We start from the raw sequence: 23256 nt of genomic DNA on the forward strand, positions 1-23256 counted from the left end.
TGGTGCACCGCACGAACGCGCCACTTTGACCATCCAGAGCCCCCGCGCAAGAGGGGATGTTGCGTATCTCCCTGAATCTAGACGGATGGATAAGGGGAGCTGCGCCGGTCTATTCGGTCGCGAGTGTGGGGTTCATATGGTTACCATTTCCCTTCAAACAATCGCCTGAAGGGTTAACGGAAGATGAACTCTTGGTAGTGGTCAAGGCCGCGACAACCAGTGGGAGGGGCGAATAGTCGCGGCCGATCGGGATTCGCGGTATTTCGACACCTAAAATGGCTGTTTTCAGGGATTCCGCCGGCGGCAGCCGCTCCGCATCCGCAGCATCCAGATCGACCACGAGACCGACGGTCGCATGCTCCACGAAGTCGCAGCGGCGGATTCCCAGCCCCCGAATCTCGATCAGCCCGGCCAGGACCGGAGCGGGGCGGACCTCAATTTCCCGGCCGACTGTCGCCAGATGGACACGGTCATCACCGACCAGAACGGCCCTTTCGAGCACGCCGCTGCGTCCCGCCATGATCAAATCGAAGGCAAGGCGCGACTTGCCGGAGCCCGAGGGCCCGCGGATCAGCACCGCCAGATCTCCAACCTTGACCGCCGAGGCGTGAATGCTGGGGCCGCCGTCGCTCATAGCGCCGGCAGCCTCACCACGAAGCGCGCGCCGACGACACTCGGCGCTCCGTCCTCGTCCGCCGGGCCGGGACGGTTCTCCGCCCAGATGCGTCCGCCATGCGCGTCGACGATCTGCTTGGAGATCGACAGGCCGAGGCCGGAGTTCTGGCCAAAGCCCTGATGAGGGCGGTCGGTGTAGAAGCGCTCGAAGATGCGCTCCAGCGCGTCATCGCGGATTCCGGGGCCGTCGTCGTCGACCACGATCTCGATCTCTCCGCGCACGCGGCGGCAGGTGAGGCGCACCTTGTTGCCGGGCTCGGAGAAGGACTGTGCATTCGAGAGCAGGTTGGAGACTATCTGTCCGAGCCGAGAATCGTGGCCCGTCACGGCGAAATTATCAGTCGGGCCGCGGCCCTCGAAACGCATTTCGACCGCGACGTCATGGCCGAGCTTGGTTTCATTGGCGACGGAGACGAGCGTCGTCAGCAGGCGGCGCAGGTCGACCGGGATCGCATCCTGGCGCTGCAGTTCGGCATCGAGACGGCTGGCATCGGAGATGTCCGAGATCAGCCGGTCGAGCCGCTTGACGTCATGCTCGATTACCTCGAGCAGGCGCGCGCGGCTGTTCTCGTTGCGCGCTAGCGGCAACGTCTCGACTGCGGAGCGCAAAGAGGTCAGCGGGTTCTTCAATTCGTGCGCGACGTCCGCGGCGAACATCTCGATCGCTTCGATGCGGCTGTAGAGTGCACTGGTCATGTCGCGCAGCGCACCGGAGAGATGGCCGATCTCGTCGCGACGGCGGGTGAAGTCGGGAATCTCGACCCGGGTCCTGATCCGGCGGCGGATCAGCTCGGCGCTGTCGGCGAGCCGGCGGACCGGACCTGCGATCGTGCTGGCCAGCAGCAGCGACAGCATGATCATGACCGCGGCGGCGACGCCGCCCACCTTGAGGATGGCGAGGCGCTCGGCGGTGACCATCTGGTCGATGTCGTCGCCCTGCGTCGACAGCATCAGCGCGCCGTGGATGGCGCGCGAGCGCAGCACGGGGACCGCGACCGAGACGATCACCTCGCCGCGCGCATTGACCCGCACCATCGAGCGCTTCTGGCCCTGGAGCGCGTCGCCGACCTCCGCATAGCCATTGCCGTTCTCGGGCCCGAGCTCGCGATAGAGCGGCAGGTCGCCGCGATTGAGCCAAGTGCGGACCGCGACCATGCCGCGTTCGACGATGCCCGGCTTCTCGGCGGAGACTGACGGCAGGGGGAAGCGCACTACGGTCTCGAGGCTGCGGCTGTCCACCAGCAGGCTGCCGTTCGGGTCGTAGATGCGGGCGCGTGTCTTGGTCGGCGAGATCAGCGTGCGCAGCACCGGCGCCACGCGCTCCGGATTGATCGGAAAATCCAGCGGGGAATACTCGTCCGAGCCGCCATAGGTCTCGCCCGGCTTGAGGTCGAGCAACCGGTCGGGATCGATGGTGATGGCGTTGGTCTGCACCGTCGCGGAGGCCGCGATGGCGCCGGCGATGATCTCCGCCTGTACCAGCAGGCTCTGCGCGCGGGCGTCGATCAGGCCGGCGCGGAATTGCGACAGATAGAGGATACTCGCCACCAGCGCGACGAGGCCGGCGAGGTTGAGCGAGACGATGCGGCGGGTCAGGCTCGAAAAGGACAGCGCGAAGAAGAACTGCCCGGCGCGCTTCAGCCAGTTCAGCGGACGCCAGCCCCGCACGGCCGGCTTGTCCTCGGCCAATTGATCCGGAGCGCCGTGGGCGGTGACGTCCTCGGCGTTCTGGTTCTCGTCAGGCTGCGTTCGGTCAAGCAATGCTCACGCCCGCGTTAGGACAGCTCGTGCGAAGGTCCCCGCATCCTAGAGCCATCCCGGTCCCGATGGAATCAGAACCGGCGATGCTCTCAGTCTTTCGTGGAGGCGCGTGCGCCTCAGGCTTCCTTGAAGCGGTAGCCGACGCCGTAGAGCGTCTCGATCATCTCGAACTCGTTGTCGACCACCTTGAACTTCTTGCGCAGCCGCTTGATGTGACTGTCGATGGTGCGGTCGTCGACATAGACCTGGTCGTCATAGGCGGCGTCCATCAGCGCGTTGCGGCTCTTCACCACGCCGGGCCGGGTCGCGAGCGCCTGCAGGATCAGGAATTCGGTGACGGTCAGCGTCACCGGCTCGTTCTTCCAGGTGCAGGTGTGCCGTTCAGGATCCATGCGCAGCAGGCCGCGGTCGAGCGCCTTGGCGTCGTTCTCCTTCGGCGTGACGGTCGGGTCCTTCGGCGCCGAACGGCGCAGCACCGCCTTGACGCGCTCGACCAGCAGGCGCTGCGAGAATGGTTTGCGGATGAAGTCGTCGGCGCCCATCTTGAGGCCGAACAGCTCGTCGATCTCTTCGTCCTTGGAGGTCAGGAAGATCACGGGCAGGTCGGATTTCTGCCGCAGCCGGCGCAACGTCTCCATGCCGTCCATGCGCGGCATCTTGATGTCGAGGATGGCAAGATCGGGCTGGGTGGTACGGAAACCGTCGAGCGCGGAGGCGCCGTCAGTATAGGTCATGATGCGATAGCCTTCGGCCTCCAGCGCGATCGAGACGGATGTGAGAATGTTGCGGTCGTCGTCGACCAAAGCGATTGTGGGCATGAGCCTCTGCTTTCTGCTTTCCGTTTGGGTCGTGGCTTGAAACGGCGAGCAATCCACTGATGCGCCGCATACATGGGTGCCGATGTTGGCAGTCGAACCTTGTCACCGAGCAATGCAAGCTAGGCTGAAGTGTGACCAAGTTCCACGAAACACGGCAGATTCGCCGCATCTCGACCCATAACCGGGCCCCGGTTTACCCGAAAAAAGGCCCTCCATGCAACCACCTGACCCGAGAAAGCCGATGCAACCGACCCCCGATTTCGATCCCGGAAGGCTCGCCAAATCGCTGCTGCGGCGGTCACGGCAGGGTGCCCTGGCGACGTTGATGGCCGGCAGCGGCGATCCCTATTGCTCCCTGGTCAATCTGGCCAGCCATCCGGATGGCTCTCCGATCCTGCTGATCTCGGGATTGGCGGTGCACACCAGGAACATCCTGGCCGACAGCCGGGTGTCCCTGATGCTGGACGAGCGGGCGGCGGGCGATCCGCTGGAAGGCGCCCGGATCATGCTGTCCGGTCATGCCGAGCCGGCTGATGCGGACAAGGATCTGCTCCAGCGACGGTATCTCAATGCCCATCCCTCAGCGGAAGCCCTTGTTTCTTTTAAGGATTTCTCTTTCTTTCGAGTCCGGCCTACAGGAACCCATCTGGTCGCCGGCTTCGGGCGGATCGTCGATCTCAAGCCGGACCAATTCCTGACGGACCTCACGGGGGCCGAGGAATTGCTGGCGGCGGAGCAGGGAGCAGTCGAGCACATGAATGCCGACCACCGCGAGGCCATGGGCCTCTATGCAACAAAGCTGCTGGGCGCGGCCGCGGGCAACTGGCGCTGCACCGGTTGCGATCCGGAGGGCCTCGACATGCAGGACCGCCAGACCGCCTTGAGGCTGGACTTCCCGGAACGCGTGGCTGATGGCACGGCGCTGCGCAAGATGCTGGTTCGCCTCGCCGGCGAAGCGCGCACCAGGATGGACCAAAGCGCAACACATTGAACGCTGTTGCCCATCGCCGCGACCCAACTCCGTAATCGGTACCGTAACCGGTCGGAAGGCGGCGGCGAGAGCGTCATGGCAGAATGGAAGAGGCTGACGCTGGTCGCGGGTTTGACGCTCGCGATCACCGCATCGCTTGTCACGCCTAGCGTTGCCCAGACAAGCTCTGCTCCGAAAGGTCTCGCCGTGGAGAGCGCGCGGATCAACTCCCTCATGAGCGCCGGCAGATATTCGGAAGCACTGCCTCTGGCGCAAGGCATGGTCGCGAGCCTGGAGAAGAGCGACACCGGTCGCGAACTCTCCGCCGCGCTGAACAACCTCGGCCAGGTTCATGCCGGTCAGGGCCACGACGATCTGGCCGAGCCGCTCTACAAGCGCGCCATCATGCTGATGGAAAAGTCGCTCGGTCTCGAAACCCCGCTGCTTGGAGCCGAACTGAGCAATCTCGCCGCGCTCTACCAGCGGCAGAGCCGCTATGCCGAGGCCGAACCTCTGTTCAGGCGCGCGCTCGCCGTTCGCGAGAAGGGGCTGTCGCGCGAGCATCCCGATGTCGGCCAGTCCCTCAACAATCTCGCCACGCTCCATGTGAAGCAGCAGCACTATGCGAATGCCGAGCCGCTGTTTCAGCGGGCGCTCGCGATCTACCAGAAGGCCGGCGGCCCCGAGCATCCGGCGGTGGCCACGGTCCTGAACAATCTCGGCCAGGTCTATCGCGATCTCGACCGCGATGCGGACGCGGAAGCGCCGATCAAGCGCTCGCTCGCGATCCGGGAGAAAGTGCTGGGACCGGATCATCCCGACGTTGCCCGCTCCCTCAACAACCTCGCCGGCCTCTATGAGCACCAGCAGCGCTACGGCGACGCCGAGCCGCTCTATCGCCGCGCGCTGGTCATCCGCGAACGCGCGCTCGGGTTCGATCATCCCGAGGTCATGACCTCGACCAGCAATCTCGCTTATTTCCTCTACGTGGCCGGGCGCACCGCGGACGCATTGCCGTTCGCGGAAAGGACGCTTCGGGGCGAGCGCGCGCAGTTGCGCGTCGTGTTGCCGGTCCTGTTCGCCGCACGCCAGCAAGATCTGCTGCCCGGCGACAAGGCGCTGGACCAGGCCCTCGCCGCGATCCAGCGCGGCACGCAATCCTCCGCCGCATCCGCCGTGAACAAGCTCGCGGTCCGGCTTGCCGCCGGCAGCGACCGGCTCGCCGAGCTGGTGCGTCGGGACCAGGATCTCGCGGCTGAGTCCGAGGCACTCGACAAGGCGATCGTCACCGCGGTGTCGAAGCCATCTGCGCAGCGCGATCTCGCAGCCGAGCAGCGCAGCCGCGTGCGGATTGCAACGATTGCCAACGAGCGTGTGGGCTTGCAGAAGACTCTCGCGGTCGAGTTTCCCGACTATGCGTCGCTCTCCAATCCCCTGCCGTTGACGGCAAAGGACATTCAGCTGCTGCTGTCGGCGGACGAGGCGATGGTGCTCTACTCCGTCGTCGACAAGCAAAGCTATGTCATCGCGATCACGCGCGAGGGCGTCGGCTGGAGGGCGATTCCACTCGGCGCGGATGCGCTGACGCAGAAGGTGACGGCATTCCGCAAGGGACTCGACGTCGGCAAAGCGCGCGATGCCTCCGGCAAATCCGGATTGTTCGATCTCGCACTCGCCAACGAGCTCCATGTCGCGCTGCTCGGTCCGGTCGAGGCGTTGACAAACGACAAGCGCAGCCTGCTGGTGGTGCCGTCGGCTGCGCTGACCGCCTTGCCGTTTCATCTGCTCGTCACCGAGAAGCCGCAGGCTGCGATCCCCGACACGCTCGAAGGCTATCGCGGCGCCGCCTGGCTGCTGCGGCGCCAGGCCGTCTCGGTGCTGCCGTCGGTGGTCAGCCTGAAATCGCTGCGGGCCTTCGCCCGTCGGGACCAAAGCGTGAAGCCGATGACCGGCTTTGGCGATCCCGTGTTCAATCCCGCGCTGGAAGCGCCCGCCGAGCGGCGCACCGCGAGCGGCAAGGTCGTCGCGCGCAGCATCGCGACCATTGCCTATAGCGACTTCTGGCGTGGTGCCGGCGTCGATCGCGCGCGACTTGCGCAGGCGCTGCCGCAGCTGCCCGACACCGCCGATGAGTTGAACGCGGTTGCCAGGGATGTCGGGGCTGCCGAAGCCGATATCCATCTCGGCCGCGACGCCAGCGAGACGACGCTGAAGCGTGCAGCGCTTGCTCAATACGGCATCATCTACTTTGCCACCCACGGTCTCGTTGCCGGCGACATCAAGGGACTGGGCGAGCCCTCGCTCGCGCTCTCGATTCCTGATCAGCCGACGGAGCTCGACGACGGTCTGCTCACTGCGAGTGAAGTCGCCCAGCTCAAGCTCAATGCGGATTGGGTTGTGCTGTCGGCCTGCAACACCATCGCAGGCGACAAGCCCGGCGCCGAGGCCCTGTCGGGACTGGCGCGCTCGTTCTTCTACGCCGGTGCGCGCGCGCTGCTGGTCTCGCATTGGGCCGTGGATTCGGAAGCTGCCACCCGCTTGACCACATCGACTTTCGAGCTGCTCAAAAACGAACCAAAAATCGGGCGTGCCGAAGCCTTGCGCCGCGCGATGTTAACCTATGTTGACGACACCTCGTCACCGCGCAACGCCTATCCTGCGATGTGGGGGCCCTTCGCGCTGATCGGCGAAGGCGCGGTACGATAGGGTGGGCTTGGAATTTCCACTGAGACTGTCTTTAGCATTGTGCGTCGCAATAACCTTGGGAAACGCCGAAACGCGCATTTGGTTGCGCGATCATTGTTGATTTTTTGATGCGCCTGCTCAGAGCTGACATGCGCGACGTTTGGCGCGGTCCTTGAATAAACCAAATCCTAAGGGATCAGCTTGGCAACGCCAGCGTTCATCAGTATTAGGTCGTTCCAACCGAGGCCGGACGGCCTGTAATCACGGTGACCGCGGCGGCGCCAAGCATGATCGCGCTGAGTGGGTTCTAGGAGGATTTTTCGTGCAAGAGACGGGCGTGCGCAACGGTGCCTTCGGCGCCGACAAATTCGGCTTAAAGAATCTCAAGCAGGTTCACTGGAACCTCGGTGCGCCGCAACTCTATCAATACTCGCTCTCCGCGGGCGAGGCGGTGCTGTCGGCCGATGGCGCGCTCTGCGCCGACACCGGCGAGTTCACCGGCCGCAGCCCCAAGGACAAATTCACGGTGCGTGACGCCACCACCGACAAGAAGATGTGGTGGGCCGGCAACCAGTCGATCACCGCAGAGCAGTTCGAGACGCTCTACCAGGACTTCCTCAAGCATGCCGAAGGCAAGTCGCTGTTCGCACAGGACCTCTATGGCGGCGCCGATCCGGCTTATCGCATCAAGACCCGCGTCTTCACCGAGCTCGCCTGGCACTCGCTGTTCATTCGCACGCTGCTGATCCGTCCCGAGGCCGTCGAGTTGTCGAGCTTCACGCCGGAGCTCACCATCATCGACATGCCGAGCTTCCGCGCCGATCCGAAGCGCCATGGCTGCAAGTCGGAGAACGTCGTCGCGATCGATTTCGCCCGCAAGATCGTGCTGATCGGCGGGTCTTATTATGCCGGCGAGATGAAGAAGTCGGTCTTCACCACACTGAACTACTATCTCCCCGAGCGCGGCGTGATGCCGATGCATTGCTCGGCCAATGTCGGCGCCAAGGGCGATGCCGCGATCTTCTTCGGCCTGTCCGGCACCGGCAAGACCACGCTGTCAGCCGATCCGAACCGCACGCTGATCGGCGATGACGAGCACGGCTGGGGCCCGAACGGCGTCTTCAACTTCGAAGGCGGCTGCTATGCCAAGTGCATCAAGCTGTCGCAGGAAGCCGAGCCCGAGATCTACGCAGCCTCGACGCGCTTCGGCGCGGTGCTCGAGAATTGCGTGCTCGACGAAGACACCCGCGTGGTCGACTTCGACGACGACTCCAAGACCGAGAACACGCGCTCGGCCTATCCGCTCGAATTCATCCCGAACGCCTCGCGCACCGGCCGCGCACCGCAGCCCAAGAACGTGGTGATGCTCGCCGCCGACGCCTTCGGCGTGCTGCCGCCGATCGCCAAGCTCTCGCCGGCGCAGGCGATGTATCACTTCCTCTCGGGCTACACCGCGAAGGTCGCGGGCACCGAGCGCGGACTTGGCAACGAGCCGCAGCCGGAATTCTCGACCTGCTTCGGTTCGCCCTTCCTGCCGCTCGACCCCAGCGTTTACGGCAACATGCTGCGCGACCTGATCGCCCAGCACAATGTCGACTGCTGGCTGGTCAACACGGGGTGGACCGGCGGCAAGTACGGCACCGGATCGCGCATGCCGATCAAGGTGACGCGCGCGCTGCTCACCGCCGCGCTTGACGGTAGTTTGCGCAACGTCGAATTCCGCACCGACAAATATTTCGGCTTCGCGGTCCCGACCGCGCTGCCGGGCGTGCCGAGCGAGATCCTCAATCCGGTCAACACCTGGAAGGACAAGGACGAGTTCGACAAGACCGCCCGCGCGCTGGTCGGCATGTTCCAGAAGAACTTTGCCAAGTTCGAAGCCCAGGTCGACGCCGAAGTCCGCGCCGCCGCGCCGGACGTGAAGCTCGCGGCGGAGTAAGTTTGTTCTGTCTTTATCGCAAAGGGCGGCCGTGAGGCCGCCCTTTTTGCTTGTGGGATATCTCTCCACTCGTCATTGCGAGCGTAGCGAAGCAATCCAGAATCCCTCCGCGGAAACAGTCTGGATTGCTTCGCTGCGCTCGCCATGACGAACTTGCGGAAGCAGCTACGCCTTGAAATAGGCGATCTGCGTCGTGGTCGCGAGCAATCTTCCGTTCGGCGACCACAGCTCGGCGTTCTGGTCGGCGTAGCTCTTGTGCATGATCTTCGAATCGGCCGTCGCCAGCACGCGGGTGATGTCCTCGGCGGCGAGCTCTTCGCTGTCCGTGTGGAAATACGTCGTCAGCGACACCGTGCCGAACGGCACGAGCTCGCGCCGCGCGTGGAAGATGCGGCCGAAGAAGGCGTCCGACATCGATATCAGCGCCGGCATGTCGAGCTTGCGCGGCTCGCGATCACTGATCCAAAGCTTTGAGTAAGTGCTGGCGAGCTCGGACTTGGGCGGGCCGATCCGCATCTCGCCCTCGACGAAGCGGAATTCATATTGGTTGGCCCAGGACGCCGCGATCTTCGGGAACGGCATCGTCTGTTCGAACGGCCTTGCATCAGGATATTGCGCCACCCTGTGCTCCCAGGACGGCCGGCGTTCAGCAAAAACGGCGGTGGCGAGCGTTGCGACCTCGCCGCCGCCTTGCGACAGTTCGACGCTCCAGTGCTGGCTGGAGCGGTTGGCCTTCACCAGCCGCACGTCCAGATCGAACGGCCCCTTCGCGATCGGTGCGCAGTAATTGACGGTGAGCGCCAGCGGATCGCCGGCGCGTTGCGGATGCTCGATCAGCGCACGCAGGACAGTCGCAGCCGTGACGCCGCCGAACGGGCCGACAAAGGCCCAATAGTCGTCGCTGGTGTGTCCCTGCCAGCTGGAGTCACCGGCGGTGACGCGAGTGGCATCGTCGAAGGGGTGCGGGAGCTTGGCGTGCATTGTTTGATCCGGCGTTCAATGACGGACGTCATATCACGTCCGCCGCCGGCTTGTGCAATTACCTCGTGGGTAACCGATTTCACGCCGCGGAAATTCAGCCCGCGACGTCGCGCAAGGTCGGCAGCAACGGCGTGGTCGGGTTGACCGGCACGTTCCAGATCTCCTCGGCGTATTCGCGGATGGTGCGGTCGGAGGAGAACCACGCCATGCGCGCCACGTTGAGGATCGAGGCGCGCGTCCAGGCCGGCGCCACCTGCCAGCGCGCATCGACGCTGCGCTGCGCCTCGTAATAGGAATCGAAATCGGCGCTGACCATGTAATGGTCGAGATAACGCAGCGCGTGCGCGATGGATTCGAAGCGGCCGGGATCGCCGGGCGAAAACTCGCCGACGCCGATGGCATTGATGGCGCGCTGGAGCTTCGGCGAATTGCGGATCACGTCAGAGGCGTCCAGCCCCTGCTTGCGCCGGATCATCACGTCGCCGGCTTCCATGCCGAAGATCGCGATGTTCTCCGCGCCGACGTGGTCGCGGATCTCGATGTTGGCGCCGTCGAGCGTGCCGATGGTGAGGGCGCCGTTCAGCGACAGCTTCATGTTGCCGGTGCCGGAGGCTTCCATGCCGGCCGTCGAGATCTGCTCGGAGAGGTCGGCCGCAGGAATGATGACTTCGGCAAGGCTGACATTGTAGTCGGGCAGGAAGATGACCTTGAGCTTGCCACCGATCGCGGGATCGTTGTTGACGACTTCCGCAACGTCGTTGATCAGCTTGATGATCAGCTTGGCGTAGCGGTAGCTCGCCGCAGCCTTACCCGCAAAGATCTTCACCCGTGGCACCCAATTGCCGTTGGGATCGTCCTTGATCGCCTGGTACAGCGCGACCGTCTCGATGACGTTGAGAAGCTGGCGCTTGTATTCGTGGATGCGCTTGATCTGCACGTCGAACAGCGCGCTCGGATCGACCTTGATTCCGAGCCGCTCGCCGATCAGGCGCGCCAGCGCGGTCTTGTTGTGAAGCTTGACTGCGCGGAACTTCTTCTGGAATTCGACGTCGCTGGCGCGGGCTTCGATCAGGCTGAGCTGCGTCGGGTCGTCGAGCACGGCATCGCCGCAGGCCTCACGCAACAGATCGGTCAGCTTCGGGTTCGCCAGCATCAGCCAGCGGCGGAAGGTGATGCCGTTGGTCTTGTTGGTGATGCGGCCGGGGTAGAGATGGTTGAGATCGTGGAATACGGTCTCTCGCATCAGGTCCGAATGCATCGCCGAGACGCCGTTGATGCGGTGCGAGCCGACGAAGGCGAGTTGGCCCATGCGCACGCGCCGCCCGCTCCTCTCGTCGATCAGCGAGACCGAGGCGCGGAAGTCGATGTCACCGGGGGCGCGCGCTTCCGCGAGCGCGAGATGCTGCACGTTGATGCGGTAGATGATCTCGAGATGCCGCGGCAACAGCCGTTCGAACAGCTCGACCGGCCAGGTCTCCAGCGCCTCGGGCAGCAGCGTGTGGTTGGTGTAGGACAGCGTGGCGACCGTGATCTTCCAGGCCTCGTCCCAGCGGAAATTGTGATCGTCGATCAGGATCCGCATCAGCTCGGTGACGGCCAAGCTCGGATGGGTGTCGTTGAGCTGCACTGCGACCTTGCTCGACAGGCTGCGGAGCTGGCCGTCGGACGCAAGATGCCGCTTAATCAGGTCCTGCAGCGAAGCCGAGACGAAGAAATATTCCTGGCGCAGGCGCAGCTCGCGACCCGCCGGGCTCTCGTCGTTCGGATAGAGAAATTTACAGATCGCTTCCGCGCGCGACTGCTCGGCGCTGGCGCTGACATAGTCGCCGGTGTTGAAGGCGTCGAGCTTCAGCGGATCAGGCGAGCGCGCCGACCACAGCCGCAGCGCGTTGACGTGCTGGCCGCGCCAGCCGACGATCGGCGTGTCATAGGCCATCGCCTGCACGGTCTCGGACGGATGCCAGATCGCGCGATCGCGGCCCTTGTCGTCGACATGCTCGACACCTCCGCCGAAGCGAATGTCATAGATCACCTCAGGCCGCTGCAATTCCCAGGGGTTGCCGAAGCCGAGCCATTCGTCCGGATATTCCTGCTGCCAGCCCTGATTGATGATCTGGCGGAACAGGCCGTAATCATAACGGATGCCGTAGCCGATCGCGGGGATCGACAGCGTCGCCATGCTCTCCATGAAGCAGGCGGCAAGCCGTCCGAGCCCGCCATTGCCGAGCGCCGCGTCCGGCTCGCATTTGCGCAGCTCAGGCAAGGAGACGCCGAGATCGCCGAGCGCGACCTCGAAGATCTTCAGCAGCCCCATGTTGTTCAGCGCGTCGCTGAAGAGGCGACCGATCAGGAATTCGAGCGAGAGATAATAGACGCGCTTGCGCCCCGCATCGTAGCTGTGCTTCTCGGCCGTGAGCCAGCGATGCACGATGCGGTCGCGCAGCGCCAGCGCCGCGGCCTGGTACCAGTCGTGCTTGGTGGCCATGCCCGCATCCTTGCCGATGGCAAGGCGCAGCTTCGCCAGGATCGCACCCTTGATCTCAGCCAGCGCGAGTTCGTCGATGGGCTGGTTGGGAGCGGGAAAATTGGGCTGGAACGATGAATCTTGCAAAGTCGTCACTTCCTGGTCGCGAGAACACTACTGACCCTACGCATCTTGCCTGTGCACCGGAACCGTCGCTGTGCGACCGTGCACTGCGCTGGCGTAAAATTATGCAAGGAACGGGCCGATTTGGGAACCCGGACGCATACGGGGAAACGTGGATTTGGTGGTAGAATGGCGGCCAATTCAGCCATCAGTGTGGAGGAGGCGCCCCATGAACTCTCTAATGAGACCCGTGATGAGAAGGCTGATCGAAATCGCCGCCGCCACCTTCCTCGTCGTCTGCATCACCGCGTCCAGCGCCGCCTTCGCCGCCGGCAAGATGGGCCGCAGCGCCGATGGCCTGAGCTGCGCCGTCACGCTTCCGCAAAACGCATCCCCCGCCGCCCGCTGCGCCGCCATCAAGCGCCAATGCGGCGGCAAGTTTTATGCGAGCGCGTGTGGGGATAAGTTGATGTCGGCGATGTGAGGACGATCGCGCGCTACAAAAACGGTGTCGTCCCGGCGAAGGCCGGGACCCATAACCACCGTTGTCAGAGAAGATGAGACAGGTCGCGCCAATCCGGATTTTCCTGCTCAATCAGGCGAATCTTCCAGTCGCGGTGCCATTCCTTCAGCGCTTTCTCACGTGCGATTGCTTCGGATGGAGTTGCGTATGTCTCGACATAGACGAGCCGCGTCACGCCGTACTTGCTGACGAACTTCGAACCGCGTCCCGAACGATGTAGTGACAATCGAATGCCCAAGCCGTTGCAGATGCCGATATATAGCGTGCCGTACCGTCGGCTCGCGAGAATGTAGACGTAGTACGCGGCTGGTGCATTCATCGCTGGGCACCGATTCTGAAAACGTCTGGCAACGGTGGTTATGGGTCCCGGCCTTCGCCGGGACGACAAGCCTCAGAACAAATTAAGAACACTTTAGCAAGTCTTTGATATATCATTGTGATTCGGCGCGTTGCCGACACAATATCTAGCGTCCGCCAGACTTCGCGAGGACTACATGTCCACCATTGCCTTCGATCAATTTGCCCTCACTAGGATCGCCGATTTCGCGCGCTCGCTGTCGCGGCTGCATCAGGCGGCGCGGCGCTACGCGGTCGACGACGACCAGTTCGACCGCGAGTTCAACGCGGTGTGCCAGTCGATCTGGGGCTACACCATCGACGACGTCAGCGACGACCTGTTTTCGGCCGAGGACCATTTGTTTCTCGACACGCTGGACGAAGCGCATGCGCGCATCTTCGCAGCCGAGCAGGGTTATGACCTCGTCGACGATCAAGGCATGCTCACCGACTGGTGGGGTTTTTGCTGGATGATCCTGGCCGAGAAGCGCGGCCTACTCACGGCAGACAACCGCGCCGCCGCGCGCGCGGCGATCGAGGAGAAATATCTGGCGGCGCCGAACGTGATCGGCGTGATCATCGGGAGGTAATCCACCATCCTCCGTCATTGCGAGGAGCTCTTGCGACGAAGCAATCCAGAGTGCCTCCACGGAGGCAGACTGGATTGCTTCGCTTCCGCCTTCGCTCTTCGAGCTTCGGCGGACAAGTCGCTCGCAATGCTTGGCTACAGACGAGCCCGAGCTAATCCAGCCCCGCCCGCTTCGCCGGCTTCTGCGTTTTCGGCACCGTCACGTCGGGCAGCGTCTCGCGCACGATCTCCGCGGCGGGGCCATCCGCCGCCACCGTCTCGGCGCGCACCGGCGCCACCTTCATCTCGCCGAGCCGCGCGCGGACCTGCGCGGTGAGACCAGGATAGGAGGCGACCGGGGTGAAGTCCGCGGCCTGGTCGTTGCCGACGCGGATGCCGGTATAGGCGACGAGGCCATCGCTGGTGGCGATCACGTCGCCGGACTTTAGCGAGGAGTCCAGCGCCAGATCGACCGGCGCGAGGCCGACCGGCTCGCGGCCGTTGCAGGTGCAGTCGGCGCGTAGCGCCTTGCGATAGGCGAACGCATTCTCGCTATCGGCATAGCGCTCGCCGCTCTGCGACGCCGCGCCGTCGATCGAGGAGCCGAAATAGATTTTTGTCGCGCTCGCAGGACAGAAGGCCTGACACATCTGCGCGGGCGAGGTGAGGCCGCGCATCAGCGGAAAATATTTGCCGTCGCAGCTGCGCACGCAGAACGCCGGTCCCGAGCCGCCGGCCGCGGCCGAACGTGTCGGCGGCACGTATTGCGGGCTTGCGGCATTCTGCTGGCCGGTGAAGGGGTCGGCGTAGGAGCTCGCCTGCTGCGGCACCTCACGCTGGGGCCGCTGCTGCTGCATTCCGCCGAAGAAGAAGTCGAACAGGCCTTCGGCCGAAACCGGGGCCGGAGCTGCAAGCAGCGGCGTTGCCAATGTGGCGGCTACGAGCATCGCGCGACGCCGCCGGCGCGCATGGGACATGACTGTACGCAAACGCTTACTCCACCGACGCTACCTAACCGGCCGGGACCATCAGGTCTCAGCACATGATTCACCATAAGGCGGGATGGTAAATGAGCGGTTGAGGGGAAAGCGGTGTCGCCGGACGGGTAGACCTCGTCATGGCCGGGTTTGTCCCGGCCATCCACGATCTCTGGTGCGGCAAAGACGTGGATGCCCGGGTCAAGCCCGGGCACGACGGCAGAGAAAGTCTAGCCGCTCAAGCCTTCAAGAACTCCGACGCCTTGTACAGCGAGCGGAATGGCAGCCCGGCCGCGCCAAAGGTGTCGTCGGCGCCTTCCTCGCGGTCGACCATGGTCAGCACCAGCACCACTTCCGCGCCGGTCTCGCGCACAGCTTCCACCGCCTTCATCGCCGAGCCGCCGGTGGTGGTGACATCCTCGACGATCACGACGCGCTTGCCCTCCAGCGTCTCGCCCCTGGGCAGCCCCTCGATCGCGAGCTTGGCGCCATGCTCCTTCGGCTTCTTGCGCACGAAGAAGGCCGCGATGGGATGGCCCTTGATCCAGGAGATCTGCGCCAACGCCCCGGCCAGCGGCACCGCGCCCATCTCGAGCCCGCCGATGAAATCGAGCTGGTCGTCCTTCAGCGCTTCATAGGTCAGCTCGGCGAGCAGGGTCGCGCCCTCCGGGTCGAGCATGGTCGGCTTGAGGTTGAAGTAGAAGTCGCTCTTGCGGCCCGACGCGAGCGTCACCTCGCCGCGGCCGAAGGAGCGCCGGCGGATGATCTCGAACAGGCGGGCGCGGGAGGCTGATTTAGACACGGCGGGCCCTCGGGAGCGTTTTTGGAAGTGGCGGAATTTATCCGCGACAGCCCCGACATTCCAGAGGGGGCTTCCCCCGTCAACAGGGATCGGCCATCCCGGCCCGCCGGTTGTGGGGGTGCAACGTTCTGGAGTAGGTGGATGCCGGATATCTGGGGCAAGAAGACTGGGCAAGGAAACGCGACAAATGACCATTGAGCTGCACACCTGGAACACGCCGAACGGCCGCAAGATCTCGGTCGCGCTGGAGGAAATGGGGCTGCCCTACAAGGTGATCCCGGTGAATATCAGCAAGGGCGAACAGATGGCGCCGGAGTTCCTGAAGCTCTCACCCAACAACAAGATTCCCGCGATCCTCGATCCCGATGGCCCGGACGGCAAGCCCGTCAGCATCTTCGAGTCGGGTGCGATCCTGCTTTATCTCGGCGAAAAAACCGGCAAATTCCTGCCGAAATCGCTTTCGGGCCGCATCCCCGTCTATGAATGGCTGATGTGGCAGATGGGCGGTTTCGGGCCGATGCCGGGCCAGGTGCACCATTTCATCGCGCTCGAGAACGAGCAGGACCGCGCCTATGGCCTCAAGCGCTACATGGCGGAGACGCGACGGCTCTACGGCGTCCTCGACCGCCGGCTAGAGGCGCGCGACTTCGTCGCCGGCGAGCTCTCGGTTGCCGATTTTGCCATCCTGGGCTGGGCCTGGCGTCACCCTCGCCACAAGGTTGACCTGGCCGACTTCCCCCACGTCAAGCGCTGGTACGAGGCCCTGATGGCCCGCCCGGCGGTCAAGCGGGGCATGGAGGCGAAGCTGGATTGATCTTTCTTCTCCCTCTCCCCGTTCTTACGGGGAGAGGTGAAAATCACACCTTCCGCGCCTCGACCGCCATTCGCACTGCAAGCCCGGCCAGCACCGTGCCCATCAGCCAGCGCTGGACCAACATCCAGCTTGGCCGGCTTGCGAGAAACAGCGCGGTCGATCCTGCCGCGAGCGCGATCATGGCATTCACGCTGACACTGATCGCGATCTGGATCGCGCCGAGCACGACTGACTGAGTTAGCACGCTGCCGGCGGTGGGATCGATGAACTGCGGCAGCAGCGCGAGATAAAGCATCGCGATCTTCGGGTTGAGCAGGTTGGTGACGAAGCCCATCGCAAACAATTTGCGGGGGCTATCGATCGCAAGCTGCTTCACCTGGAACGGCGAGCGCCCGCCCGGCTTCACCGCCTGCCAAGCCAGCCACAGCAGATACCCCGCGCCGGCAAAGCGCAGCGCGTCATAGGCGAAGGGAACGGCGAGCAGCAGCGCCGTGATGCCGAACGCCGCGCACAGCATGTAGAACACGAAGCCGAGCGCCACGCCGCCGAGCGAGACGATGCCCGCGGCCGGCCCTTGCGTGGTCGAACGCGAGATCAGGTAGATCATGTTCGGCCCGGGCGTGAGCACAAGGCCGAGGCAGACGAGGGCGAAGCCGAGCAGGGCGGACGTGTGGGGCATGGCTGAACCGGTGCGCGAGACAGCATGGTTCTAATATGCGTGGCCCAGTGGGGCCATCGCGCAATTGCACTGAGGACAATTCGATCCGTGTCTCTCTCTATAGGTCGTCCCGGCGAAGGCCGGGACCCATACCCCCCAAGAAGAAGTTTGACGCGAGATTGTAGTTGGCAATCTTCGCCCAACTCGATCCTCGGCGTATGGGTCCCGGCCTTCGCCGGGACGACACTGTAAGTTTGGAAGGAGCGTAGTGAAGACCTAGCTTCAATGCGCCTCGTCCCAATTGTTCGCCGCGCGTGCATCGACATGCAGCGGCACCGAGAGCAGCACGGCCGGGAACGGTGCGTCCTGCATCACGTGCTGCACGACAGGGAGCGTGGCCTCGACCTCCGCGTCCGGCACCTCGAAGATCAGTTCGTCATGCACCTGCAGCAGCATCTGCGCAGACAGCTTCTTCTGGACCAGGGCATCCTCCATCCGCGTCATGGCGCGGCGGATGATGTCGGCGGCGGTGCCCTGGAGCCGGGCGTTGATCGCGGCGCGCTCGTTGAAGGCGCGCACCGAGGCGTTCGAAGCCTTGATGTCGGGATAGTACATCTTCCGTCCGAACAGCGTCGTGACGTAGCCGTGGCTCCGGCAGAAATCGCGCGTCTCGTCCATGTAGGCACGGATGCCGGGGAAGCGCTCGAAGTACTTCTTGATGTAGGCGGAGGCTTCTTCGCGCGCGATGCCGAGCTGGTTGGCGAGACCGAACGCCGAAATGCCGTAGATGATGCCGAAATTGATCGCCTTGGCGCGGCGCCGGATTTCGCTCGGCATGCCCTTGATAGGCACGCCGAACATTTCCGATGCCGTCATGGCGTGAATGTCGAGACCGTCGCGGAACGCCTGCTGCAGCACGGGAATGTCCGCGATCTCGGCGAGCAGCCGCAGCTCGATCTGCGAATAGTCGGCGGAGACGAGCTTGTGCCCCGGCGTTGCGATGAAGGCACGGCGGATTTTTCTGCCGTCCTCGGTGCGCACCGGAATGTTCTGCAGATTCGGCTCGTTCGACGACAGCCGGCCCGTCGTGGTCGCGGCCAGCGCGTAGGTCGTGTGGACGCGGTGGGTCTGCGGATTGACGTAGGTCGGCAGCGCGTCGGTGTAGGTCGATTTCAGCTTCGAGACCTGGCGCCACTCCAGAATCTTCTTCGGGAGGTCGTGGCCCTGCTCGGCAAGTTCGTCGAGCACCTGAGCGGTGGTGGACCACGCGCCGGTCTTGGTCTTGGTGCCGCCGGACAGCCCCATCTTGCCGAACAGGATGTCGCCGATCTGCTTCGGGCTGCCGACATTGACGGGCTCGCCCGCGATCTGCTGGATTTCGGCTTCGACGCGCGCCGCGGTCTGGGCGAAGTCGCCGGAGAGACGCGACAACACCTGGCGGTCGATCGAGATGCCGCGCCGCTCCATGCGTGCGAGCACCGATACCAGGGGTCGTTCCAGCGTCTCGTAGACTGTGGTCATGTGCTCGGCGACAAGGCGCGGTTTCAGCACGCGCCAGACGCGCAAGGTCATGTCGGCGCCTTCCCCCGACAGCGGCGCGGCCTTGTCGATCGGCACCTGGTCGAACGTGATCTTGCCCTTGCCGCTGCCGAGCAGCTCGTTCTCTTTGAGCATGGCGTGGCCGAACCAGCGCTCGGATAGCTGCTCCAACGCATGCGAGCCGCGGCCGGCGTCGAGCACGTAGGAGATCAGCTGTGCATCATCGGTGTTGCGCAATGTGATGCCGTGCTGCGCCAGCATCACCGCGGTGAATTTGACGTCGAAGCCGATCTTGAGAATGCCCGGTGATTCCAGCACCGGTCGCAGCGCCTCGATCGCCTCGGCATGCCTGACCTGATCGGGCGCGAGGCCGGCGTCGAACAGGCCGGCGCCGCCGCCGGACTGCTTGTGCGCCAGCGGCACGTAACAGGCCTCGTTCGGCGCCAGCGCCAGCGCGATGCCGCAGAGATCGGCCTGCATCGGATCGATCGAGTTTGCCCGGATCTCGACCGCGACATGGCCGGCATCATGGATGCGCGCGATGAAGGCGTTCAATTCCGCGAGCGTCTTGACGGCCTGGTACTTGCTGCGGTCGACCGGAAGCTTGCGCAAAGCCTCTTCGCGCGCGGCGGCGAGAGAGATCGGCGCGCCCTTCGGACTCGCGGCCTTGTCCTCCTTGCTCGCCGATGCGTTGCGCTGGCCCGCCGAAACTTGCGCCGGCGCGCCGGTTCCCGGGGCGGGCACGACGTCCGAAGGCGGCAGCGGCGAGAAGACGCTGGCGCCGCTGGAATAGCCCGGATCGGCATCGACGTTGGCCGGATCGATCTGCGAGAACTCGGCGACGCGGCGCGTCAGCGTGGAAAATTCCATCGCCTTCAGGAACGCGATCAGCTTGCGTGCATCGGGCTCGTGGACGGCGAGATCGTCCAGCGGGACTTCGAGGTCGACCTTGTCGTCGAGCAATACGAGCTGTCGCGAGATGCGCGCCTTCTCGGCGTTCTCGATCAGCGCCTCGCGCCGCTTCGGCTGTTTGATTTCGGTGGCGCGGAACAGCAGTTGCTCGAGATCGCCATATTCGACGATCAGCTGCGCCGCGGTCTTGATGCCGATGCCGGGCACGCCAGGCACGTTGTCAGTGGAATCGCCGGCCAGGGCCTGCACTTCCACCACCTTCTCCGGCGGCACGCCAAACTTCTCGATCACCTCGGGGATGCCGATGCGGCGGTCCTTCATGGTGTCGTACATGGTGACGCAATCGGTGACGAGCTGCATCAGGTCCTTGTCGGAGGACACGATCGTCGCGCTCGCGCCGCGCTCGCAGGCTTGCCGCACATAGGTCGCAATCAGATCGTCGGCCTCGAAGCCGACCTGCTCCAGGCAAGGCAGGTCGAAGGCGCGTACCGCTTCGCGGATCAGTGAAAATTGCGGGATCAGATCGTCCGGGGCTGGCGCCCGGTGCGCCTTGTACTCAGGATAGATCTTGTTGCGGAAGGTGATTTCCGACTTGTCGAAGATGATCGCCAGATGCGTCGGCCGGTTGTCCTCGGGCATCTCGCGCAACAGCTTCCACAGCATGTTGCAGAAGCCGAGCACGGCATTCACCTGCAAGCCGTCGGACTTGCGGTTCATCGGCGGCAGCGCGTGATAGGCGCGGAAGATGTAGCCGGAACCGTCGACCAGGAAGACATGGTCGCCCTTGCCGGCCGCCTTCGCAGCGACGGGCTTGGCAGCAGCTGTCGCTGCAGCGGGTTTGGTTTCAGCTTTGGCGGCGGTCTTTGGGGAGCTCTTGGGCATGGCCGCAATGTATGAATTTTTGCGGGCTTTGACAGCCTTGGGAGGGGGATTTTTGGCTTGCGGATGCCGCTATCCCCACTGTCATTCCCCGCATCCCACTGTCATTCCCCGCGAAGGCGGGGAATCCAGTACACTGCGGCTTATCGGCTGAACCACAGACTCTCGGCGTACTGGGTCGCCCGGTCAAGCCAGGCGAACGACAGCGTGCTATTCCGCCGCCTGCAGCACCGCGCTTGTCTTCTTCGGCGCGATCCAGAACGCATCGGGCCGATCGAACAGAAAACTGCCGCCAAGGCGCAGAGCGATCTGCCAGATTGCGAGCGCTCCGATCACGCCGGCGATGGTCACGATCAGCGACACCGCACCGATGTCGGGAATGATGCCCGTGCGCAATAGCAGCGTCCGTGTCGCCGCCATCGGCAGGAAGAAGGCGAGATAGATCACGATCGAATGCTCGCCGCAGAAACGGAAGACGTTCAGCCATTGCGCGCGCGCGAGCAGCGTGCCCATCGTGATGATGGCGCAGGCGCCGGCGAAGCCGAGCACGAGCGATACGATTTTCCATTCGCCGGCCCCGAGCGCAACGAGGCCGGCATTGACCAACGTCCATGTCGCGAGCGCTGTCAGCGCCCATGCGGGATGATTGCGCGCGCGGTCCGACAGCGCGAACACGTAGGGCGCGAACAGATAGCCCGAATAGAAATAGACGAAGCGCGAGCAGAACTCGTCAATCGCGGTCCAGCCGGTTGCGACACGCGCCGTCTCCAGTGCGGCCGCGATGAGCCAGATCGCGGGCGGCGGGATTCGCCGTGTCAGTTTTGTGACGACGAAGAAGATCGGCAGGAGGTAGATGAACCACAGCGTGCCGAACGGCTCGACGAAGGATTCCAGATAGAGCAAGCCGGCGTCGCGCCAGCTCGTTTCCGCTGCAAATGCGGGGGCCTTGAAGCCGAACTGGATTGTCACCCAGACGACATAGAAATAGGCGAAATGCACCACCTTGCGGTCGAGATAGGTTCGCCAGTCCCGGTCGATCACCAGTGGCAGGAACAGACCCGAAATCAGGAAGAAATCCGGCATCCGGAACGGCTTTGCGAAGGCCACCAAGACATGCATGAAACCGGTCTCGCCGGCGGCAAGCTCGACCCCCAGCACCGAATGCATCATCACGACCATGACGATGCAGATGCCCTTGGCGTAGTCGACCCAATCGACACGCGTAGCGGAAGGGGCCTTGAGTCCCCCGCTCGCGGCGATTGTGCCTGATAGTGCCATGATGTCTCTTTTCGAGGCGTGTTCCGACGGGATCTGTGTAAACGCGGAGCAGTTTGGCGCCTTGCGACTTACGATTTCTTAACCGGTACAATTGCCGTGCCGTTTTTTGCACGCGGGCTGTTCCCTCCCCCCGGGAAAATGCTAAACCGCCCTAGAATTGCGGTTTCGTTAACCAAGCCAAACAGGGTTTTTCATGCGCATTGCTATGATCGGCACGGGCTATGTGGGACTGGTGTCCGGGGCCTGCTTTGCGGATTTCGGTCACGACGTCATCTGCGTCGACAAGGACGAGAAGAAGATCGCGGCGCTTCATCGCGGCGAGATACCGATCTACGAGCCCGGGCTCGACGAACTGGTCGCGACCAACGTCAAGGCCAAGCGGCTGGAGTTCACCACCGATTTGTCCAAGCCGGTCGCGGATGCCGATGCTGTCTTCATCGCGGTCGGCACGCCCTCGCGCCGCGGCGACGGTCACGCCGATCTGTCCTACGTCTATGCGGCCGCGAAAGAGATCGCGCAGTCGCTGTCCGGCTTCACCGTCGTCGTGACCAAGTCGACCGTACCGGTCGGCACCGGCGACGAGGTCGAGCGCATCATCCGCGAAACCAGCCCCAAGGCCGACGTCGTCGTCGCCTCGAACCCTGAGTTTCTGCGCGAGGGCGCGGCGATCCGCGACTTCAAATTCCCCGACCGCATCGTCGTCGGCACCGCCGACGAACGCGGCCGCAAGGTGATGAGCGACATCTATCGGCCGCTGTCACTGAACCAGGCGCCGCTGATGTTCACGGAACGCCGCACCGCCGAGATGATCAAATACGCCGCCAATGCGTTCCTCGCGACCAAGATCACCTTCATCAACGAGATCGCGGACCTCTCCGAGAAGGTCGGCGCCAACGTGCAGGAAGTCGCGCGCGGCATTGGCCTGGACAACCGCATCGGCACCAAATTCCTGCATGCCGGTCCCGGCTTCGGCGGCTCGTGCTTCCCAAAGGACACCAAGGCGCTGATCAAGATCGCGCAGGACTACGACGTGTCCTTGCGCATCGTCGAATCCGTGCTGGCGGTCAACGAGAACCGCAAGCGGGCGATGGCGCGAAAAGTGAGCCAGGCGCTCGGCGGCTCGCTGCGCGGCAAGACCATCGCCGTGCTCGGCCTCACCTTCAAGCCCGACACCGACGACATGCGCGATGCGCCGTCGATCCCGTTGGTCACGGGCCTGATCGACATGGGCGCGAAGGTGAAGGCCTTCGATCCCGTCGGCATGGAGCAGGCGAAGAGCGAGCTGCCCAGCATCACTTATTGCGAGGACGCCTATTCCTGCGCGGAAGGCGCCGATGCGATCGTCATCGTCACCGAATGGGTGCAGTTCCGTGCGCTCGATCTCGACCGGCTGAAGGCGACCATGGCGCAGCCCGTCATCGTCGACTTGCGTAACATCTACCGCCCCGAGGAGATGGCTGCGGCCGGCTTCGTTTATGAGAGTGTCGGACGGCCGCCGGTGCAGGGCTGAAAGTTACATGTCGTTGTCGGGCTAAAACCGTCATGGCCGGGCTT

At 63.9% G+C, this 23256-nt stretch carries 18 protein-coding genes; 7 read left to right on the forward strand and 11 right to left on the reverse strand.

Annotation, left to right across the window (positions count from 1 at the left end; translation table 11 throughout):
- Positions 1 to 109 precede the first annotated feature (109 nt).
- From ABIC03_RS32125 to ABIC03_RS32135, 3 genes are all read right to left on the reverse strand, one after another.
- Positions 110 to 634 (reverse strand): HPr kinase/phosphorylase, encoded by a 525-nt coding sequence (locus tag ABIC03_RS32125; RefSeq protein ID WP_354064055.1) that lies wholly within the window; start codon positions 632 to 634, stop codon positions 110 to 112.
- Positions 631 to 2436, reverse strand: a complete 1806-nt coding sequence (locus ABIC03_RS32130) for a sensor histidine kinase (RefSeq protein WP_354064057.1) — start codon at positions 2434 to 2436, stop codon at positions 631 to 633. The genes ABIC03_RS32125 and ABIC03_RS32130 overlap by 4 nt, the downstream gene beginning before the upstream one ends.
- A gap of 116 nt (positions 2437 to 2552) precedes the next feature.
- The gene (locus ABIC03_RS32135) at positions 2553 to 3254 is read right to left on the reverse strand and encodes a response regulator transcription factor (RefSeq protein ID WP_007597749.1); all 702 of its coding nucleotides are present in this window, start codon (positions 3252 to 3254) and stop codon (positions 2553 to 2555) included.
- A 241-nt stretch (positions 3255 to 3495) separates the two neighbouring features.
- On the opposite strand from ABIC03_RS32135, the gene ABIC03_RS32140 reads away from it, so the two are divergent.
- From ABIC03_RS32140 to ABIC03_RS32150, 3 genes are all read left to right on the forward strand, one after another.
- Positions 3496 to 4245: a HugZ family pyridoxamine 5'-phosphate oxidase gene (locus ABIC03_RS32140; RefSeq protein ID WP_354064059.1), complete on the forward strand. Its 750-nt coding sequence runs from the start codon at positions 3496 to 3498 to the stop codon at positions 4243 to 4245.
- A 75-nt stretch (positions 4246 to 4320) separates the two neighbouring features.
- Positions 4321 to 6930 (forward strand): CHAT domain-containing protein, encoded by a 2610-nt coding sequence (locus tag ABIC03_RS32145; RefSeq protein WP_354064061.1) that lies wholly within the window; start codon positions 4321 to 4323, stop codon positions 6928 to 6930.
- A gap of 301 nt (positions 6931 to 7231) precedes the next feature.
- On the forward strand, positions 7232 to 8848 hold the full coding sequence (locus ABIC03_RS32150; protein WP_354064063.1) for a phosphoenolpyruvate carboxykinase: 1617 nt from the start codon (positions 7232 to 7234) through the stop codon (positions 8846 to 8848).
- Positions 8849 to 9013: 165 nt separating this feature from the next.
- Here the strand turns inward: ABIC03_RS32150 and ABIC03_RS32155 are convergent, their stop codons facing one another.
- Positions 9014 to 9829 (reverse strand): acyl-CoA thioesterase, encoded by an 816-nt coding sequence (locus ABIC03_RS32155; RefSeq protein WP_354064065.1) that lies wholly within the window; start codon positions 9827 to 9829, stop codon positions 9014 to 9016.
- Between the two features lie 94 nt (positions 9830 to 9923).
- Positions 9924 to 12440: a glycogen/starch/alpha-glucan phosphorylase gene (locus tag ABIC03_RS32160; protein WP_275172941.1), complete on the reverse strand. Its 2517-nt coding sequence runs from the start codon at positions 12438 to 12440 to the stop codon at positions 9924 to 9926.
- Positions 12441 to 12669: 229 nt separating this feature from the next.
- On the opposite strand from ABIC03_RS32160, the gene ABIC03_RS32165 reads away from it, so the two are divergent.
- Positions 12670 to 12900 carry a hypothetical protein gene (locus ABIC03_RS32165; protein ID WP_354064067.1) on the forward strand — a complete coding sequence of 77 codons (231 nt, stop codon included), beginning with the start codon at positions 12670 to 12672 and terminating at the stop codon, positions 12898 to 12900.
- A 64-nt stretch (positions 12901 to 12964) separates the two neighbouring features.
- Here the strand turns inward: ABIC03_RS32165 and ABIC03_RS32170 are convergent, their stop codons facing one another.
- Positions 12965 to 13258, reverse strand: coding sequence for a GIY-YIG nuclease family protein (locus ABIC03_RS32170; RefSeq protein WP_354064069.1), 294 nt, complete (start codon positions 13256 to 13258; stop codon positions 12965 to 12967).
- 175 nt (positions 13259 to 13433) lie between these two features.
- Between ABIC03_RS32170 and ABIC03_RS32175 the strand changes: the two genes are divergently transcribed.
- On the forward strand, positions 13434 to 13865 hold the full coding sequence (locus ABIC03_RS32175) for a hypothetical protein (protein ID WP_027514353.1): 432 nt from the start codon (positions 13434 to 13436) through the stop codon (positions 13863 to 13865).
- 151 nt (positions 13866 to 14016) lie between these two features.
- Here ABIC03_RS32175 and ABIC03_RS32180 read toward each other — a convergent pair whose 3' ends face one another.
- Together ABIC03_RS32180 and pyrE are read right to left on the reverse strand one after the other, a co-directional pair.
- Complete coding sequence (locus ABIC03_RS32180; RefSeq protein WP_354064071.1) at positions 14017 to 14790, reverse strand: DUF2865 domain-containing protein; 774 nt, start codon at positions 14788 to 14790, stop codon at positions 14017 to 14019.
- Between the two features lie 268 nt (positions 14791 to 15058).
- Entirely contained in the window at positions 15059 to 15622 is a 564-nt protein-coding gene (gene pyrE, locus ABIC03_RS32185) for an orotate phosphoribosyltransferase (protein ID WP_018460046.1), read from the reverse strand.
- A 187-nt stretch (positions 15623 to 15809) separates the two neighbouring features.
- Here pyrE and ABIC03_RS32190 point away from each other — a divergent pair, with 187 nt between their 5' ends.
- Complete coding sequence (locus ABIC03_RS32190) at positions 15810 to 16436, forward strand: glutathione S-transferase family protein (protein ID WP_354064074.1); 627 nt, start codon at positions 15810 to 15812, stop codon at positions 16434 to 16436.
- Between the two features lie 43 nt (positions 16437 to 16479).
- Here ABIC03_RS32190 and ABIC03_RS32195 read toward each other — a convergent pair whose 3' ends face one another.
- From ABIC03_RS32195 to ABIC03_RS32205, 3 genes are all read right to left on the reverse strand, one after another.
- Positions 16480 to 17115 (reverse strand): LysE family translocator, encoded by a 636-nt coding sequence (locus ABIC03_RS32195; protein ID WP_354064076.1) that lies wholly within the window; start codon positions 17113 to 17115, stop codon positions 16480 to 16482.
- 261 nt (positions 17116 to 17376) lie between these two features.
- Complete coding sequence (gene polA / locus ABIC03_RS32200; RefSeq protein WP_354064078.1) at positions 17377 to 20427, reverse strand: DNA polymerase I; 3051 nt, start codon at positions 20425 to 20427, stop codon at positions 17377 to 17379.
- A 207-nt stretch (positions 20428 to 20634) separates the two neighbouring features.
- On the reverse strand, positions 20635 to 21702 hold the full coding sequence (locus ABIC03_RS32205; RefSeq protein WP_354064080.1) for an acyltransferase family protein: 1068 nt from the start codon (positions 21700 to 21702) through the stop codon (positions 20635 to 20637).
- Positions 21703 to 21895: 193 nt separating this feature from the next.
- Between ABIC03_RS32205 and ABIC03_RS32210 the strand changes: the two genes are divergently transcribed.
- Entirely contained in the window at positions 21896 to 23212 is a 1317-nt protein-coding gene (locus tag ABIC03_RS32210; protein ID WP_354064082.1) for a UDP-glucose dehydrogenase family protein, read from the forward strand.
- Positions 23213 to 23256: the final 44 nt, after the last annotated feature.

Origin of the sequence: Bradyrhizobium sp. RT6a (assembly GCF_040547675.1) — a bacterium.
GTDB lineage: Bacteria > Pseudomonadota > Alphaproteobacteria > Rhizobiales > Xanthobacteraceae > Bradyrhizobium.